The 14,439-nt window shown below is 64.2% G+C and carries 15 protein-coding genes; 10 read left to right on the top strand and 5 right to left on the bottom strand.

Annotated elements, in window-relative coordinates; genetic code table 11:
* Positions 1-83: 83 nt before the first annotated feature.
* The 4 genes from AB6724_RS09285 to AB6724_RS09270 are packed head-to-tail and all read left to right on the top strand — an operon-like array spanning position 84 to position 3,069.
* Positions 84-1,085 (top strand): KpsF/GutQ family sugar-phosphate isomerase, encoded by a 1,002-nt coding sequence (locus AB6724_RS09285; RefSeq protein WP_369338234.1) that lies wholly within the window; start codon positions 84-86, stop codon positions 1,083-1,085.
* Positions 1,085-1,645, top strand: coding sequence for a KdsC family phosphatase (locus AB6724_RS09280; RefSeq protein WP_369338233.1), 561 nt, complete (start codon positions 1,085-1,087; stop codon positions 1,643-1,645). Before AB6724_RS09285 ends, AB6724_RS09280 begins: the two co-directional genes overlap by 1 nt.
* Complete coding sequence (lptC, locus tag AB6724_RS09275) at positions 1,642-2,262, top strand: LPS export ABC transporter periplasmic protein LptC (RefSeq protein ID WP_369338232.1); 621 nt, start codon at positions 1,642-1,644, stop codon at positions 2,260-2,262. The genes AB6724_RS09280 and lptC overlap by 4 nt, the downstream gene beginning before the upstream one ends.
* A 3-nt stretch (positions 2,263-2,265) precedes the next feature.
* Entirely contained in the window at positions 2,266-3,069 is an 804-nt protein-coding gene (locus AB6724_RS09270) for an SDR family oxidoreductase (RefSeq protein ID WP_369338231.1), read from the top strand.
* Between the two features lie 106 nt (positions 3,070-3,175).
* Here AB6724_RS09270 and rbp (AB6724_RS09265) read toward each other — a convergent pair whose 3' ends face one another.
* On the bottom strand, positions 3,176-3,640 hold the full coding sequence (gene rbp, locus AB6724_RS09265) for an RNA-binding regulator (RefSeq protein WP_369338230.1): 465 nt from the start codon (positions 3,638-3,640) through the stop codon (positions 3,176-3,178).
* A gap of 242 nt (positions 3,641-3,882) precedes the next feature.
* Positions 3,883-4,245 carry an RNA-binding regulator gene (gene rbp, locus AB6724_RS09260; RefSeq protein WP_369338229.1) on the bottom strand — a complete coding sequence of 121 codons (363 nt, stop codon included), beginning with the start codon at positions 4,243-4,245 and terminating at the stop codon, positions 3,883-3,885.
* A 495-nt stretch (positions 4,246-4,740) separates the two neighbouring features.
* Between rbp (AB6724_RS09260) and AB6724_RS09255 the strand changes: the two genes are divergently transcribed.
* The 6 genes from AB6724_RS09255 to AB6724_RS09230 all read left to right on the top strand — a co-directional run bounded on the left by AB6724_RS09255 (position 4,741) and on the right by AB6724_RS09230 (position 11,571).
* Complete coding sequence (locus tag AB6724_RS09255) at positions 4,741-5,310, top strand: TMEM165/GDT1 family protein (RefSeq protein WP_369338228.1); 570 nt, start codon at positions 4,741-4,743, stop codon at positions 5,308-5,310.
* A 173-nt stretch (positions 5,311-5,483) separates the two neighbouring features.
* Positions 5,484-6,629: a homoserine O-succinyltransferase MetX gene (gene metX, locus AB6724_RS09250; RefSeq protein WP_369338227.1), complete on the top strand. Its 1,146-nt coding sequence runs from the start codon at positions 5,484-5,486 to the stop codon at positions 6,627-6,629.
* A complete protein-coding gene (metW, locus tag AB6724_RS09245; protein ID WP_369338226.1) occupies positions 6,626-7,210 on the top strand; it encodes a methionine biosynthesis protein MetW in 585 nt (194 codons plus the stop codon). Before metX ends, metW begins: the two co-directional genes overlap by 4 nt.
* 247 nt (positions 7,211-7,457) lie before the next feature.
* Entirely contained in the window at positions 7,458-8,999 is a 1,542-nt protein-coding gene (locus tag AB6724_RS09240; protein WP_439329844.1) for a methyl-accepting chemotaxis protein, read from the top strand.
* A gap of 109 nt (positions 9,000-9,108) precedes the next feature.
* Complete coding sequence (locus AB6724_RS09235) at positions 9,109-10,602, top strand: M20 family metallopeptidase (RefSeq protein ID WP_369338224.1); 1,494 nt, start codon at positions 9,109-9,111, stop codon at positions 10,600-10,602.
* 99 nt (positions 10,603-10,701) lie between these two features.
* On the top strand, positions 10,702-11,571 hold the full coding sequence (locus AB6724_RS09230) for an alpha/beta hydrolase (RefSeq protein ID WP_369338223.1): 870 nt from the start codon (positions 10,702-10,704) through the stop codon (positions 11,569-11,571).
* 3 nt (positions 11,572-11,574) lie between these two features.
* On the opposite strand, the gene AB6724_RS09225 is transcribed toward AB6724_RS09230, so the two are convergent.
* The 3 genes from AB6724_RS09225 to AB6724_RS09215 all read right to left on the bottom strand — a co-directional run bounded on the left by AB6724_RS09225 (position 11,575) and on the right by AB6724_RS09215 (position 14,257).
* A complete protein-coding gene (locus AB6724_RS09225; RefSeq protein WP_369338222.1) occupies positions 11,575-12,309 on the bottom strand; it encodes an SOS response-associated peptidase in 735 nt (244 codons plus the stop codon).
* Between the two features lie 4 nt (positions 12,310-12,313).
* A complete protein-coding gene (locus tag AB6724_RS09220) occupies positions 12,314-13,054 on the bottom strand; it encodes a 16S rRNA (uracil(1498)-N(3))-methyltransferase (protein WP_369338221.1) in 741 nt (246 codons plus the stop codon).
* A 96-nt stretch (positions 13,055-13,150) separates the two neighbouring features.
* Entirely contained in the window at positions 13,151-14,257 is a 1,107-nt protein-coding gene (locus tag AB6724_RS09215; protein ID WP_369338220.1) for an aminoglycoside phosphotransferase family protein, read from the bottom strand.
* Positions 14,258-14,439 lie beyond the last annotated feature (182 nt).

The raw sequence follows: 14,439 nt of genomic DNA, 5'->3' as shown, positions 1-14,439 counted from the left end.
CAGTGTATTAGCTCGCACCGGATATGGGGGCAAAAGGGATGTTGCCCGCGAGGCGGCAAGCGCGGGCTGGCTAAAATCAGGGAATGAATTCTGATGCCGCCATTTCGCCCTCGATAGACGCAAACCGGGCCTTGCGCCTGGCCCGTGAGGCCCTGGATATCGAGGCAGATGCCTTGCGCTCCATGTCTGGGCGGCTCAATGGCGCGTTTACCGAGGTCGTGGGGCGCATTCTGCAGCTGCCGGGGCGCGTGGTGGTGATGGGCATGGGCAAAAGCGGGCATGTGGGGCGCAAGGTGGCGGCCACGCTGGCATCGACCGGCACCCCCGCATTTTTTGTGCATCCGGCCGAGGCCAGCCATGGGGACTTGGGCATGCTTACGGCCAATGATCTGGTGCTGGCCTTGTCCAACAGCGGCGAAACGGATGAGCTCACGGGCGTGCTGCCGGCGATCAAGCGCATGGGCGTGCCCCTGGTGGCCGTGACGGGCGGTCTGCAATCCACGCTGGCCAAGCATGCGGACTGGGTGCTGGACACCCGCGTGGACAAGGAAGCCTGCCCGCTGAACCTGGCACCGACGGCCAGCACCACGGCCCAGCTGGCCATGGGCGATGCGCTGGCCGTGGCGCTGCTGGATGCGCGCGGGTTCGGTGCCGAGGACTTCGCGCGTTCCCACCCTGGCGGCGCCCTGGGGCGCCGGCTGCTGACCCATGTGAGGGACGTGATGCGCCGCGGCGCCGATGTGCCGCAGGTGGCGCAGGAGGTGAGCTGCGTGGACCTGATGCGCGAGATGAGCGCCAAGGGCCTGGGCTGCTCGGCGGTGGTCGATGCCTCCGGGGCCCTGGTGGGCATCTTTACCGATGGCGACCTGCGCCGCTGCGTGGAGGCCGGCGTGGATTTGCGTGAGCGCAGCGCGCAGGAGGTGATGCACAAGCGCCCGCTCACCATCAGGGCGGACCTGCTGGCCGTCGCGGCGGCACGCATGATGGAAGAACATGGCATTACTGCGGTGCTGGTGGCCGATGAGCAGCAGCATCTGCAAGGGGTGGTGCATATCCGCGACCTGATGCGCGCCAAGGTGATCTGATGGCTAGACCTGCTCTGACACCTAGCCAGCAATGGGATCCGCAGCTTTTGCTCAAGGCCCAGGGCGTGCGCGTGGTCTTCTTGGACGTGGATGGCGTGCTGACCGACGGCGGCCTGCTTTTTTCTGCCGATGGCGAGTCGCTCAAGCGCTTCAACACGCTGGATGGACACGGCCTGAAAATGCTGCAAAAAGCCGGTATCACGCCGGCCGTGGTCACGGGGCGCGATTCCGCGCCGCTGCGCTTGCGCCTGAAGCAGCTGGGCATAGAACATGCGCGCTATGGCACCGAGGACAAGGTACCGGCGGCCGAGGCCATCCTGGCGGAGCTGGGCCTGTCGTGGGCGCAGGCCGCGGCCATGGGCGACGACTGGCCAGATCTGCCCATGCTGCGCCGCAGCTGCTTTGCGGCCGCGCCGGCCAACGCGCACGAGGAAGTGCTGCAGGCAGCCGACTGGGTCAGCCGCAAATGTGGCGGCGAGGGTGCGGTGCGGCAGCTGTGCGACCTGCTGCTGGCCGCCAACGGCGCTTATGCGGCATTGCTTGCGGGGTATGGATCATGAGTGCGCAATGGCGTCGCATGGGTGACAAGGCTTCGCTGTATCTGCCCGTGCTGATCATGGGGCTGCTGGCCCTGGGCACCTGGTGGCTGGTGCGCAATGCGCCCAAGCCCATAGTTTCCGGGCCGCAAAAAGTGCTGCAGCATGATCCGGACTACTTCCTCAAGGACTTCGTGATCAAGAACTTTGAAGCCTCCGGCCGACTCAAGACCCGGTTGGCGGGCATCACGGGCCAGCATTTCCCCGATACGGATACGCTGGAAATCGACGAGCCGCGCATGCTTAGCATCACGCCCGATGGCCGCAGAACCGTGGGACATTCCCGGCGCGCCCTGAGCAATGCGGATGGCTCCGAGGTCCAGATGTTCGGCCAGGCGGTCATCACCCGCGAGCCGGTGGCGGCAAGCGCCAATCAGAAGGCTTTGCCGGCCATGCAGATCGAAAGCGAGTTTCTGCAGATCTGGCCCAACGATGAGCGGGTCAGTACCAACCAGCCGGTGGTCATGACGCGCGGCGATGACCGCTTTACCGGCGACAGCATGCAGTACCAGCATCTTGACCAGATCCTGCAAATGCAGGGGCGGGTCAAGGGGTTGATACAGCCGAGCAAGCCTCGCTAAGCCGTGGCCGAGCTTCGCGCAGCGTCCAAGGCGCCTCTGGTCTACATCACCGGAGCTTCCAGCGGCATAGGCCAGGCGATGGCCTGGCACTATTACCAGCAGGGCTGGTCGCTGGCCCTGGTGGCAAGGCGTACGCAGGTCATGGAGCAATGGGCGCAAGCGTTGCAGCTCGATGCGCAGCGCTATGCGGTATACGAGGCAGACGTGACCTCGATCGACAGCGCCTGCAATGCGGCCAGGGCCTGTATCGAGCGCCAGAGTCTGCCGGACGTCGTGATCGCCAATGCCGGCATCAGCTGGGGCGTGGATACCTCGCGGCGAGAAGACCTGGATGCCATGCAGCAGGTGCTGGCCAGCAACACCATGGGTCTGGCGGCCAGTTTTCAAGCCTTTATTGCCCCCATGAGCGCAAGGGGTTCGGGACGTTTGGTCGGTATATGCAGCGTGGCCGGTATTCGTGGCTTGCCTGGACATGCCGCATATTGCGCCAGCAAGGCCGGCGCGATTGCTTATTGCGAAAGTCTGCGCATTGAATTGCAGAACACCGGAGTGGCCGTGGTCAGTTTATTACCAGGTTATGTTGATACTCCGCTGACCCAAAATAATCCCTATGCCATGCCGTTTCTGCTAAGCGCAGATGAATTCGCGCGGCGTGCATATCGCGCGATTGAACGCAAGGCGCGCTATGCGATTATTCCGTGGCAGATGGCAATTGCCGGACGCCTTATGCGCGGCCTGCCCGGCTTTGTCTGGGATAGGCTGGTCGCGGGACGTACGAGAAAACCGCGGCATTTGGGGAAGGGCTGAATCTGCCGGCCATCCCAGGGATGGATTGGGATTCTGAACATATCAAGAAAATAAAGGCGCCTTGGGGCGCCTTTATTGACTGCGGCATCGAAGCCGAGGGAGCGGTTTATTCTCCGCGGTTATTGCCGCCGCCATAACCGCCACGGCCGCCATGGCGGGGGCCGGAGCCATAGGGGCTGCGAAAGCCGCCCTCGCCACGGCCATAGCCGCCACCGCTGCTTTCGCGATCATCACGGCCGTAACCGCCTTCGCGATTGCCGCCACCGTAGCCGCCTTCACTGCGGAAACCGCCGCCATAGCCGCCGGAGCGGGGCGGGCGGGGCTCCATGGGGCGTGCCTCATTCACCACCAGGCTGCGGCCTCCCAGGGGTTGGCCATTCATGCCCTCAATGGCGGCCTGGGCTTCGGCCTCGCTGGCCATTTCCACAAAGCCGAAACCCTTGGAACGGCCGGTATCGCGCTCCATCATGACGCGCGCACTGGCGACAGTGCCGAACTGACTGAATGCCTGTTCCAGATCGTTGTCACGCACACCGTAAGGAAGGTTGCCGACATACAGCTTATTGCCCATCAATAACTCCTAGCTCCTCAATGTTTTCAATATGGCGGCCGACTTCAGGCTGTCAGCAGCAAATCCCTTGCGCAATAACATGCACAAACCCCAAACACCTGTTAGCGGATGAACGGGAATGCCCGAATGCGGGATTATGAGGCAGATCAATGGAAAAAATAAATGCTCCAAAACCGGAGCTGACAACGTTTAGCAACAAAAAAAGGATCCGAAGATCCTTTTTTGCTATTAGTAATAACTAATTAATAGCTGTTGCGACGGCCATAGCCGCCGTCGCCGCCGCGGCCACCGCCGAAGCCACCTTCACGGCCGCCGCCGAAGCCGCCGCCAAAACCGCCGGAGCGGGGAGGGCGGGGCTCCATGGGGCGTGCTTCGTTGACCACGAGGTCGCGGCCACCGTGGTTTTTACCGTGCAGGCCTTGGATTGCGGCCTGGGCTTCGGCATCGCTGCCCATTTCCACAAAGCCGAAACCCTTGGAGCGGCCGGTGTCGCGCTCCATCATCACCTTGGCGCTGTTCACAGTGCCGAATTCGCTGAAGGCTTGCTCCAGATCGTTGTCACGGAAAGAGTACGGCAGATTGCCGACGTAAAGCTTGTTGCCCATGCTGGACTCCTGAAAAAACTTGAAAACGCGATGGAGCCCTAGGGAGTCAGCCTTGGATGACAACATTAGAGACGCAAACGCACTTGCCTCCGTTCGGGAATGACTTCCCAAACAAAGACTCAACCATTATGAGTCACAAGCGGCTTGTCCGTATTACGAAAACCTCAAATTTCGTGTTTGTAACAACATGGCCAGGATGGGAGTTACCCTGAAATGCAGCATTTGGAATATCCAAATATCCTTTTGTCTTACTGGGGTTAAATGCTAGAATGGCGGCCTACTGTCTTTGGGGAGTAGACCGTTCGGCAGCCAGCTGCCGGATGCATGCGTCAACAGACTTGGATCCTCGCGATCTATGGCGTATGCGGCCAGCGGTGCAATACCGCGGGACGACCGGTCGAGACCATTGACTGCGTACCGAGCAAACCTATGAACAGATAGGCCGGAGCGGTGCGTGGTCAATGCGTTCTGGCAACTCCGGCCTCTCCCTGCATCATGGAATCTTTTTTCATTTCCACCTCCATCGTCGCGCTGGCCGAGATGGGGGACAAAACCCAGCTCCTGTCCCTGGTCCTGGCGGCCAAGTTCCGCAAGCCCTGGCCCATCGTGGCCGGCATTTTTGCGGCCACGCTGGTCAACCACGCGCTCGCGGGTGCGGTGGGCAACTGGATCACCACGGTGCTGGGGCCGGATGTGCTGCGCTGGATTCTGGGCATCTCCTTCATCCTCATGGCCGGCTGGATGCTGATTCCCGACAAGCTCAATGAGGACGAGGCCGGCGCCGATGCCGGCCGCTGGGGCGTGCTCGGCACGACGCTGGTGCTGTTCTTCCTGGCCGAGATGGGCGACAAGACGCAGCTGGCCACCGTGGGTCTGGCGGCCAAGTATCCCCTGTCGTATTACTGGGTGGTGGCCGGCACCACGCTGGGCATGATGCTGGCCAATGCTCCCGTGGTGTGGTTCGGCGAGAAGATCACACAGAAGCTGCCCATCAAGACCATCCACCGCGTGTGCGCACTTGTTTTCCTGGTGCTGGGCATCGCGGCATTGCTGACCAAGGTCTGAGCTTTCAGGGCATGATTGCTTCACTGCCGTGGCTGGAGGTCGCGCGCAGTGGATGCAGTACACTGCACTTTTCAACGCGCCGATTTGCTTCTGCTTGCGGGCGCTTTATAAATCCAGCTAAAGACGAAACCAGAGAACCCGGCCTCGTTTTTAGCGATGCCGGGTTTTTTCGTATGTCCTTCATCGCCACACCGCAATCCATGCATTTCGATGAAGCGCTGCCCTTGCAGGGCGGTGGCTCCATCGCCGATTACGACCTTGCCTTCGAGACCTATGGCCAGCTCAATGCCGACAAGAGCAATGCCATCGTGGTCTGTCATGCGCTCAATGCCTCCCACCATGTGGCTGGCTGTTACGAGGGCCAGCCCAAAAGCGAGGGCTGGTGGGACAACATGATCGGTCCCGGCAAGCCCGTGGATACCAACAAGTTCTTCGTCATCGGCATCAACAATCTGGGCTCGTGCTTCGGCTCTACCGGCCCCATGCACACCAACTCTGCTACGGGCAAGCCCTATGGCGCGGATTTCCCCGTGGTGACGGTGGAAGACTGGGTGGATGCGCAGGCGCGGCTGCTCGATAGGCTGGGCATTCACAAGCTTGCCGCCGTGCTGGGCGGCAGCCTGGGCGGCATGCAGGCCCTGTCCTGGTCGCTGCGTTATCCGCAGCGCATGGGCCATGCCGTGGTGGTGGCCAGCGCCCCCAATCTGAACGCCGAAAACATTGCCTTCAACGAAGTGGCGCGCCGTGCCATCGTGACTGATCCGGACTTCAACGGCGGCCATTTCTACGAGCATGGCGTGGTGCCCGCGCGCGGCCTGCGCATCGCGCGCATGGTCGGCCACATCACCTATCTCTCCGATGATGTGATGAACCAGAAGTTCGGCCGCCAGCTGCGCGACGGCCTGGATCTCAAGTACAGCACGCAGGAGGTGGAGTTCCAGATCGAGAGCTATCTGCGTTATCAGGGCGAGAAGTTCAGCAGCTACTTCGATGCCAACACCTATCTGCTGATCACGCGCGCGCTAGACTACTTCGACCCGGCCCGCATGCATGGCGGTGATCTGACCCAGGCACTGGCCGGGGCCCAGGCCAAGTTTCTGCTGGTCAGCTTTACGACGGACTGGCGCTTTGCGCCGGCGCGCAGTCGCGAGATCGTCAAGTCGCTGCTGGAGAACAACCGCGACGTGAGCTACGCCGAGATCGATGCGCCCCATGGTCACGATGCGTTTTTGCTCGAAGACCCCCGCTATATGGGCGTGATGCGCTCCTATTTTGATGGCATTGCCGAAGAATTGACTGCAGAGAAGGAAGCCGCATGACCGAGCTGACCACCATGAAAGCCATTGCCCAACTGGTGCCCGAGGGCACGCGCGTGCTGGATCTGGGCTGCGGCGACGGCGCGCTGCTGGCGCACCTGATCCGCGAACGCGGCTGTACCGGCTATGGCGTGGAGCTGGACGACGCCAATGTGCTGGCCTGCACGCGCCGTGGCGTCAACGTGCTGCAGCTCAATCTGGAAGACGGTCTGGCCATCTTCGGCGACAACAGCTTCGACGTGGTGCTGCAGATAGACACCCTGCAGCATCTGCGCAATGCCGAGGTGATGCTGCGCGAGACCGCGCGCATCGGCCGCGCCGGCATCGTCGCCTTCCCCAATTTCGCGCACTGGCACAACCGCCTGTCCGTGTTGCGCGGGCGCATGCCGGTCACGCGCCGCCTGCCCTACCAGTGGTATGACACGCCCAATATCCGCGTTGGCACCTACAAGGATTTCGAGGTGCTGGCGACCAAGAACCGGCTGCGCATTCTGGACTCCTTCGGCCTGCAGGACGGAAAGGTGGTGCGCTCCCTGCCCAATCTGCTGGCGACGACGGCGGTGTTCCACTTTGAGCACGCCTGAGAAATGCTTCTAAAAGAGTAGCTGTCAGCGCAAGATTTGCATTGTCTTTGCGTTGAGATTTCGTCAAAGTCCAGGAATTGACAGCGCAAGCAGCTATGAAAACAGAGGCTCAATGGCGCAGCCCGCCGCGTGGCTTCCTCGGCACAGTCTACAAATTTGTAAGTGATTGATACATAATCAATCACTCCCTCTTGTTTGATCTGTATCAAAGGCGCGTGCCCTGCTGCATGCCGCTTCTTGCCCTCCCATGCGCTTTAGCTCTCGTCTGATTCTTTGCACGGCCGTGCCTGCAGTCTTGTTCGTGCTGGCCTTGCTCAGCAGCCAGTGGGGCCTCACGCGCACCCAGTCCGATTTCAACGACTACCTGAACAACAACCAGGCCGTAGTCACCCAGCTGCAGGAGCTGTATGCGCAGGGCCTGCAATCGGGCCAGGCGGTGCGCAACATCGTGCTCGACCCGGCGGACCAGCAGGCCGTGGAGAACCTGCACAAATCCCGGCAGGCCTTCGACGCCGCCTATGACAATGTGCGCCGGCGGGTGCAGGGCACGGCCATGGAGGCCGCGGTCAGCGGCATGCAGGGCTTGCGCCAGGCTCAGTCCGATGCGCAGGACAAGGTGGTGGCGCTGGCCAAGCAGGACCGCGACATGGCGGCCGCTGCGCTCAAGTCCCAGGAAATCCTGGCTTGGCGCAAGCTGCGTTCGGCCCTGCTCGATGAGCTGAAGGCCGCGCGCGAAGCCGCGGCGGCCTCGCACGAAGCCACGCGCCAGGCCGCCTGGCGCATGCAGCTCTGGGCCGCGGGCCTGGCCGTGCTGGCCGTGGTGGTCGCTGCGGCCCTGCTGTGGGTCATGGCGCGCACCATGCGCCGCGAGCTGGGCGGAGACCCCGCCGAGGCCCGCCAGGCCCTGCGCAGCGTGGCCGAAGGGGATCTCAGCGATGGCGCCGGGCCGCAGAACGCAGAGGGGCTGATGGCCGAGCTGCAACGCATGCGCCAGTCCCTGCGCGAACTGGTGCAGCGCGTGCAGGGCGCATCGGTGCAGATGCACCACGCGTCCAGCGAGATCGCCCATGGCAATGCCGATCTCTCCGCGCGCACGGAGAGCCAGGCTTCGGCGCTGGAGGAAACCGCGGCCAGCATGGAGCAACTCAACGCCACGGTACGCCAGAATGCCGACAACGCCCGGACCGCCAACCAGCTGGCGCAAAGCGCGTCCCAGGTGGCGCAGCAGGGCGGTGCGGTGGTGGCGCGCGTGGTGGAGACCATGCAGGGCATCAACGACAGCAGCCACCGCATTGCGGACATCATCGGCGTCATCGACTCCATCGCTTTCCAGACCAATATCCTCGCGCTGAATGCGGCCGTCGAGGCCGCGCGCGCCGGCGAGCAGGGCCGGGGCTTTGCCGTGGTGGCCAGCGAGGTGCGGGCCCTGGCCCAGCGCAGCGCCGATGCCGCCAAGGAAATCAAGAACCTGATCGGCGCCAGCGTGGAGCGCGTGGAAAGCGGCAGCGCTCTCGCCGACCAGGCCGGCAGCACCATGGCCGAAATCGTCGGCGCCATCCGCCGCGTGACGGACATCATGGGCGAGATCAGCGCCGCCAGCGGCGAGCAAAGCGCGGGCGTGGCACAGGTGGGCGAGGCTATCACCCAGATGGACCAGGCCACGCAGCAGAACGCAGCCCTGGTCGAAGAAAGCGCGGCCGCCGCCGAGGGCCTGCGGCAGCAGGCCCAGGGTCTGCTGGAGGCGGTCTCGCGCTTCCAGCTCGAGCGCGGTGCCGTCGCCCTGCGCTGATCGTTCGCCGCGCTCCATGCCAGCGCTTGCGGCATAGCCAATGGCCTTGGCGCAAAATGGCGGGCATGGCGGCGGCCCGATCCGCTGCCCAGCCATCAAGGAGCCGACCATGAACGCACGCCTTCCCGCACAGTCGCTGCAGCCGCAGGCCGCGCTGCAGCACATCAGCGCGCAGTGGGATAGCAGCATAGTCCCCGAGCTGACCCACTACATCACCATCCCCGCCAAATCGCCCATGTTTGCCCCCGACTGGGAGCAGCAAGGCCATATCGCCACCGTGCTGCGCAATGCCGCGGCCTGGGTGGAGGCGCAGAAAGTGGCCGGGCTCAGGCTGGAGGTGATCCAGCAGCCGGGCCGCACGCCGCTGATCTTTTTCGAGGTGGACGGCACGGCCGAGAAAGCCTCGACCAGCCCCACGGTGCTGATGTACGGCCACCTCGACAAGCAGCCCGAGTTCGAAGGCTGGCGCAGTGATCTCGGACCCTGGACGCCCAAGTACGAGGACGGCAAGCTCTATGGCCGCGGCGGTGCCGACGACGGCTATGCGGTCTATGCCAGCGTGGCGGCGATTCAGGAGCTCAAGCGCCAGAACGTGGCCCATCCGCGCATCGTGGGCCTTATCGAGACCTGCGAGGAAAGCGGCTCGGCCGACCTCCTGCCCTATGTGGACGCATTGCGATCGCGTCTGGGCGATGTGGGCCTGGTGATCTGCCTCGACAGCGGGGCCGGCAACTACGACCAGCTGTGGCTGACCACCAGCCTGCGCGGCATGGCCAGCGGCACGCTCAAGGTGCAGATACTGACCGAGGGCGTGCACTCGGGCGATGCCTCGGGCGTGGTGCCCTCGTCGTTCCGCATCCTGCGCCAGGTGCTCGATCGTCTCGAGGACAGCAAGAGCGGCCGCCTGCTGCCCCAGAGCTTTCACTGCGAGGTACCGGCCGATCGTCTGGCGCAGATTCGCGCCACGGCCGGCATTCTGGGCGAGGATGCCTATGCGCGCTTCCCCTGGGCGCACTACGACTGCGGCGGCTCGGCCAGGGTCTCGCTGCCGACCACGACCGACCCGGTCGAGGCGCTGGTGCGCCGCACCTGGGAACCCACGCTCAGCGTGACCGGCGTGGACGGCATGCCCAGCCTGCAGAACGCCGGCAATGTGCTGCGGCCCTATACGGCCTTCAAGCTCAGCCTGCGCCTGCCGCCGCTGGTGGATGCGGCCGCCTGCGTGCAGGAAATGAAGGCGCTGTTGGAAGACAACGCACCCTACGAAGCCAAGGTGACCTGGGAGGGGCTGTCGAGCTCCAGCGGCTGGAATGCGCCGGGCATGGAGAGCTGGTTTGAGAAGGCGCTCAATGGCGCGAGCCAGGCCCACTTCGGCGCGTCCTGCGGCTATATCGGCCAGGGCGGCACGATTCCGCTGATGAATATGCTCAGCAAGGGCTTCCCCAAGGCCCAGATGATGGTCTGCGGCGTGCTCGGCCCCAAGAGCAATGCCCACGGCCCCAACGAGTTCCTCCATGTGCCCTATGCGAAGAAGCTCACGGCCTCGGTGGCCGAGGTGATTGCGTCCATGGCGCGCGCACAGGCCGAGGCAGAGTCGGCCTGAGGCCGCATGAAACCGCTGCCGGCGTTGTCAATGGCGTCCAGCTCCGGTTGACGGACCAGGCCCCTAGCCTGCATGCTCGGGCGGCAACAGGAGTCGCCTATGAATGCTGCCGCTCAGGCCGAAATGCAGATCAGTCACCTCGCCGCCCCGGACGGCGTGTCGCTGTGCGTGCGCGACTGGCCCGTGCCCTCGGGATACCGGGCCCGGGGCATGGTGCTGATCGTCCATGGTCTGGGCGAGCATGGCGGGCGCTACGAGATGCTGGCGCGCCGGCTCAATGCCTGGGGCTTTGCCGTGCGGGCCTATGATCATTACGGCCATGGCCTGTCGGGCGGTCCGCGCGGCGGTTTGAGCAGCGATACAAGACTGCTGGACGATCTGGCCACCGTGCTGGACGCTACCTATGCGGCCCAGTCGAGATCGCAGCCTCTGGTCTTGCTCGGGCACAGCCTGGGGGGGCTGGTGGCGGCCGACTTTGTGGCCGCGGGTTTGCGGCATGTGGACGGACTGGTGCTGTCCTCGCCGGCGCTGGCCCTGTATCTGTCGGGGTTGCAGAAAGCCTTGCTGGGCAGCCTGCCCAGATTGCTGCCCAATCTGCGCGTGCCCAACGGCGTGCGCTCCAGCGATCTCTCGCATGACGCGGCCGTGGCCAAGGCCTATGACGCCGATGTGCTCAACCATGGCCACATCAGCGTGCGGCTGGCGCGCTACATGCTCGACGCGGGCCCGCGTGTGCAGGCCAAGGCGCGCAACTGGTGCGTGCCCACGCTGCTGCTATGGGGCGGCCAGGACAAGCTGGTGGACCCGGCGGGCAGCCGGATGCTGGCCGACCATGCGCCGCAGGCCGTGCTGCAGGCCCAGGCCTTCGATACGGCCTATCACGAAATCTTCAATGAAAGCCCCGAACTGGCGGCGCCGGTGTTCGCCTGCCTGCAGCAATGGCTGGGCCGGCAGTTCCCGGCGCGCTGACACTCAGAACAGCGGCGGAGGTTGCTTGCGGCCTTTTTCCACCGGGTTGGCGCGCAGCTTTTCCGCGGGATAGGGGCGCAGAAACTCCTTGGCCTTGTTGACCTTGGCATTGAGCCAGGCGTCATATGCGCCTTCGTTGAGGATGGCGGGCATGGCCTTGTCGTTGCCGGCATGGCCGTAGCGGTTCATCAGCGCATGGGCATTGGCATTGATGGTGATGAGGGCATAGCTGATGATGACTTCGCCATCCTCGCCAACCCAGCGCGCCCAGACGCCGGCCGCGCCCATGGGCTGGTTGTCCACGCGGGTGATGCGCGTGGGCAGGGGCTTGCCGGGGCGCAGATCATCGACCTGGAAGGACTGCATGGGGATGATGCAGCGCTGGCCATTGAGCCAGGCATCGCGAAACGCCGTGCCCGTGGTCAGATTGTCGATCTTGGCATTGACCAGCTTGAGCGCGCGCAGCCGGCCGTCCGAGGCGGACTTGACCCAGTGCGGCACCAGGCCGAACTGGGCCGGCACCAGCACACGCTCCACGGGAGGCTGGGCTGCTCCTTCTTCGGAAGCGGTAATCTCCCGCCCCAGAAGCGTTGCAGAGGATTCGGCGGCTGCATTGACGATGATGAGACCCATGCGCCTGGGGGTCAGCACGGCCTCGGGCAGAGACTCGGGGGCCTCCACGCGAAAGTTCTGCAGATAAAACTCGGGCTTGGCCAGAGAGAGGTGACAGCTGCTCATTGATTTACTCCAGGGCCAGCAGGGACAGGGCGGCAACAGATGCCGTTTCAGCGCGCAGCACGCGGGAGCCGAGGCTGGCAGGTTTCCAGCCCTGCTCCAGGGCACAGTCTTCTTCCTGGGCGGTCAGACCCCCTTCGGGGCCATGCAACACCCAGACTGCCTGGGCATCGCCGGCGGCGGTACGCAGCGGCTGATTGCCTTCGCGCAGCGACAGCACCAGACGCGCCGCATCGGCCGCTGCCGCCTGCTGGCTGCGCAGCCAGTCGGCCAGCGACTGGGGCGCGTGAATCACGGGCACCTGGTTGCGTCCGCATTGCTCGCAGGCCGAGACGGCAATCGACTGCCAGCGCTCGATTTTTTTGTCAGCACGCTCGCCCTTGAGCTTGAGCACGCTGCGCGCGGCCATCACGGGCTGGATGCTAGCCACGCCCAGCTCGGTGGCTTTTTCCACCAGCCAGTCCATGCGCTCGTTGGCGGGCATGCCGACCACCAGATGCACGGCACACGCCGCTTCGCGCTCCACGGCGCTATGGCTGTCGACGCGCACGCCCACATCGCTGCGGCCCATGCGGGTGATGGTGGCCTGGAACTCGCCGCCGGCAAAGCCGTTGCCGGTCTGGCCTTCGAACAGGGTGATGGTGTCGCCGGGCTGGTGGCGCAGCACTTGCACATGGCGGGCAGCACCTGCAGGCAGGTCCAGCTCGGCGCCGATATGCAGTGGAATGGGGCAGTGATAGCGCGGCATTTGAAATAGATAGCAATAGTCTTTAATGGGGCGTGGCTCAAGCCAGAAACACCGAGCAAGGGCCGCCCCGCCGCAAAGCGGCTCAGGGGGTGTTGCTCACATTCTTCCGTAGGCGTAGCCGACCTGGGCTTGAATGCCTTCGATCTGGTCGACGAGGCGCAGCATGGGCGCCAGCTCGCGGTAGCGGCTGCAGGTGGAGCGGATGTAGTGGATGAAGCGCGGCGTATCGGCCAGATATTTGGGTTTGCCGTCGCGCAGCGTCAGGCGCGCGAAGATGCCGGCCACCTTGAGGTGGCGCTGCAGACCCATCCACTCCACGCCGCGGTAGAACTCGCCGAAATCGTCGCCCCAGCCGCTGGCGCTCTTGGCACCCACCAGGCCCGCCTTGCGGGCCTTTTCCCAGTAGCGCACGGTGATGTCGATGACGAAGTCCTCCTCCCAGCTGATGAAGGCGTCACGCATCAGGCTGGCGATGTCGTAGGTGATGGGGCCGTAGACAGCATCCTGGAAGTCCAGCACGCCCAGCGGCGCTCCGGGCGTGACCGGCTGCATGAGGTTGCGCATCATGAAGTCGCGATGCACGTAGACGCTGGGCGCCTGCAGGTTGTGGGCCACGATCAGGTCGAAGGTCCTGGTCAGCACGGCCTGCTGCTTGTCGTCCAGCACCAGGTTGCGGTGCTTGGCGATATACCAGTCGGGGAACAGCTGCAGCTCGCGGCGCAGCAGGGCCTCGTTGTACGCGGGGAGTTCTCCCGCGTTGCCGGCCTTGGAGGCCAGTTGCCAGTCCAGCAGAACCTCTACCGCAGAGCGGTACCAGGCCTCTGCATCCTGGGGCTTTTCGGGGTGCAGTGCTTCGATCACGGTCTGGCTGCCCAGGTCGCTGAGCAGCATAAAGCCGTTGGCCCTGTCCCAGGCCAGGATTTGCGGCACGCACAGGCCGGCCTGCGCCATCAGGCCCTGTACCTTGGCAAAGGGTACGCAGTCTTCCTTGTCGGGCGGCGCGTCCATGACGATGAGGCTGGAGCCGTCGCTGCGGTCCAGGCGCAGATAGCGACGGAAACTGGCATCGGCCGAGGCGGGGCGCAGGGTGGCGGGAAGCAGCTGGTGCTGGCCGGCCAGCGGAGCCAGCCAGGCGTCAAAAGCGGCATGGCGGGCAGTATCTGCCCAGACAACGCCGACTGTGGGGGGGATAGAAGCGGTCATGGATAATCGGATTTTACAAACCGAAGCCGCCGCATCCGTGGACAGTGGTGCTAGGCTCTCGGTTTTCCTTGTTGACGTTGCCTGCGCACGCGCGCTTTTTGATCACCGTGCTATCTCCATCCCATCTGCGAGAACCTCACCCCGTCAGCTCTTCCCGTCCGGCGCGGGGGGGAAGTGGCCGG

Origin of the sequence: Comamonas guangdongensis (genome assembly GCF_041079535.1) — a bacterium.
In the GTDB taxonomy this organism is placed as follows: Bacteria; Pseudomonadota; Gammaproteobacteria; order Burkholderiales; family Burkholderiaceae_C; genus Comamonas; species Comamonas guangdongensis.
This window is presented reverse-complemented; position numbering and strand designations above follow the sequence as displayed.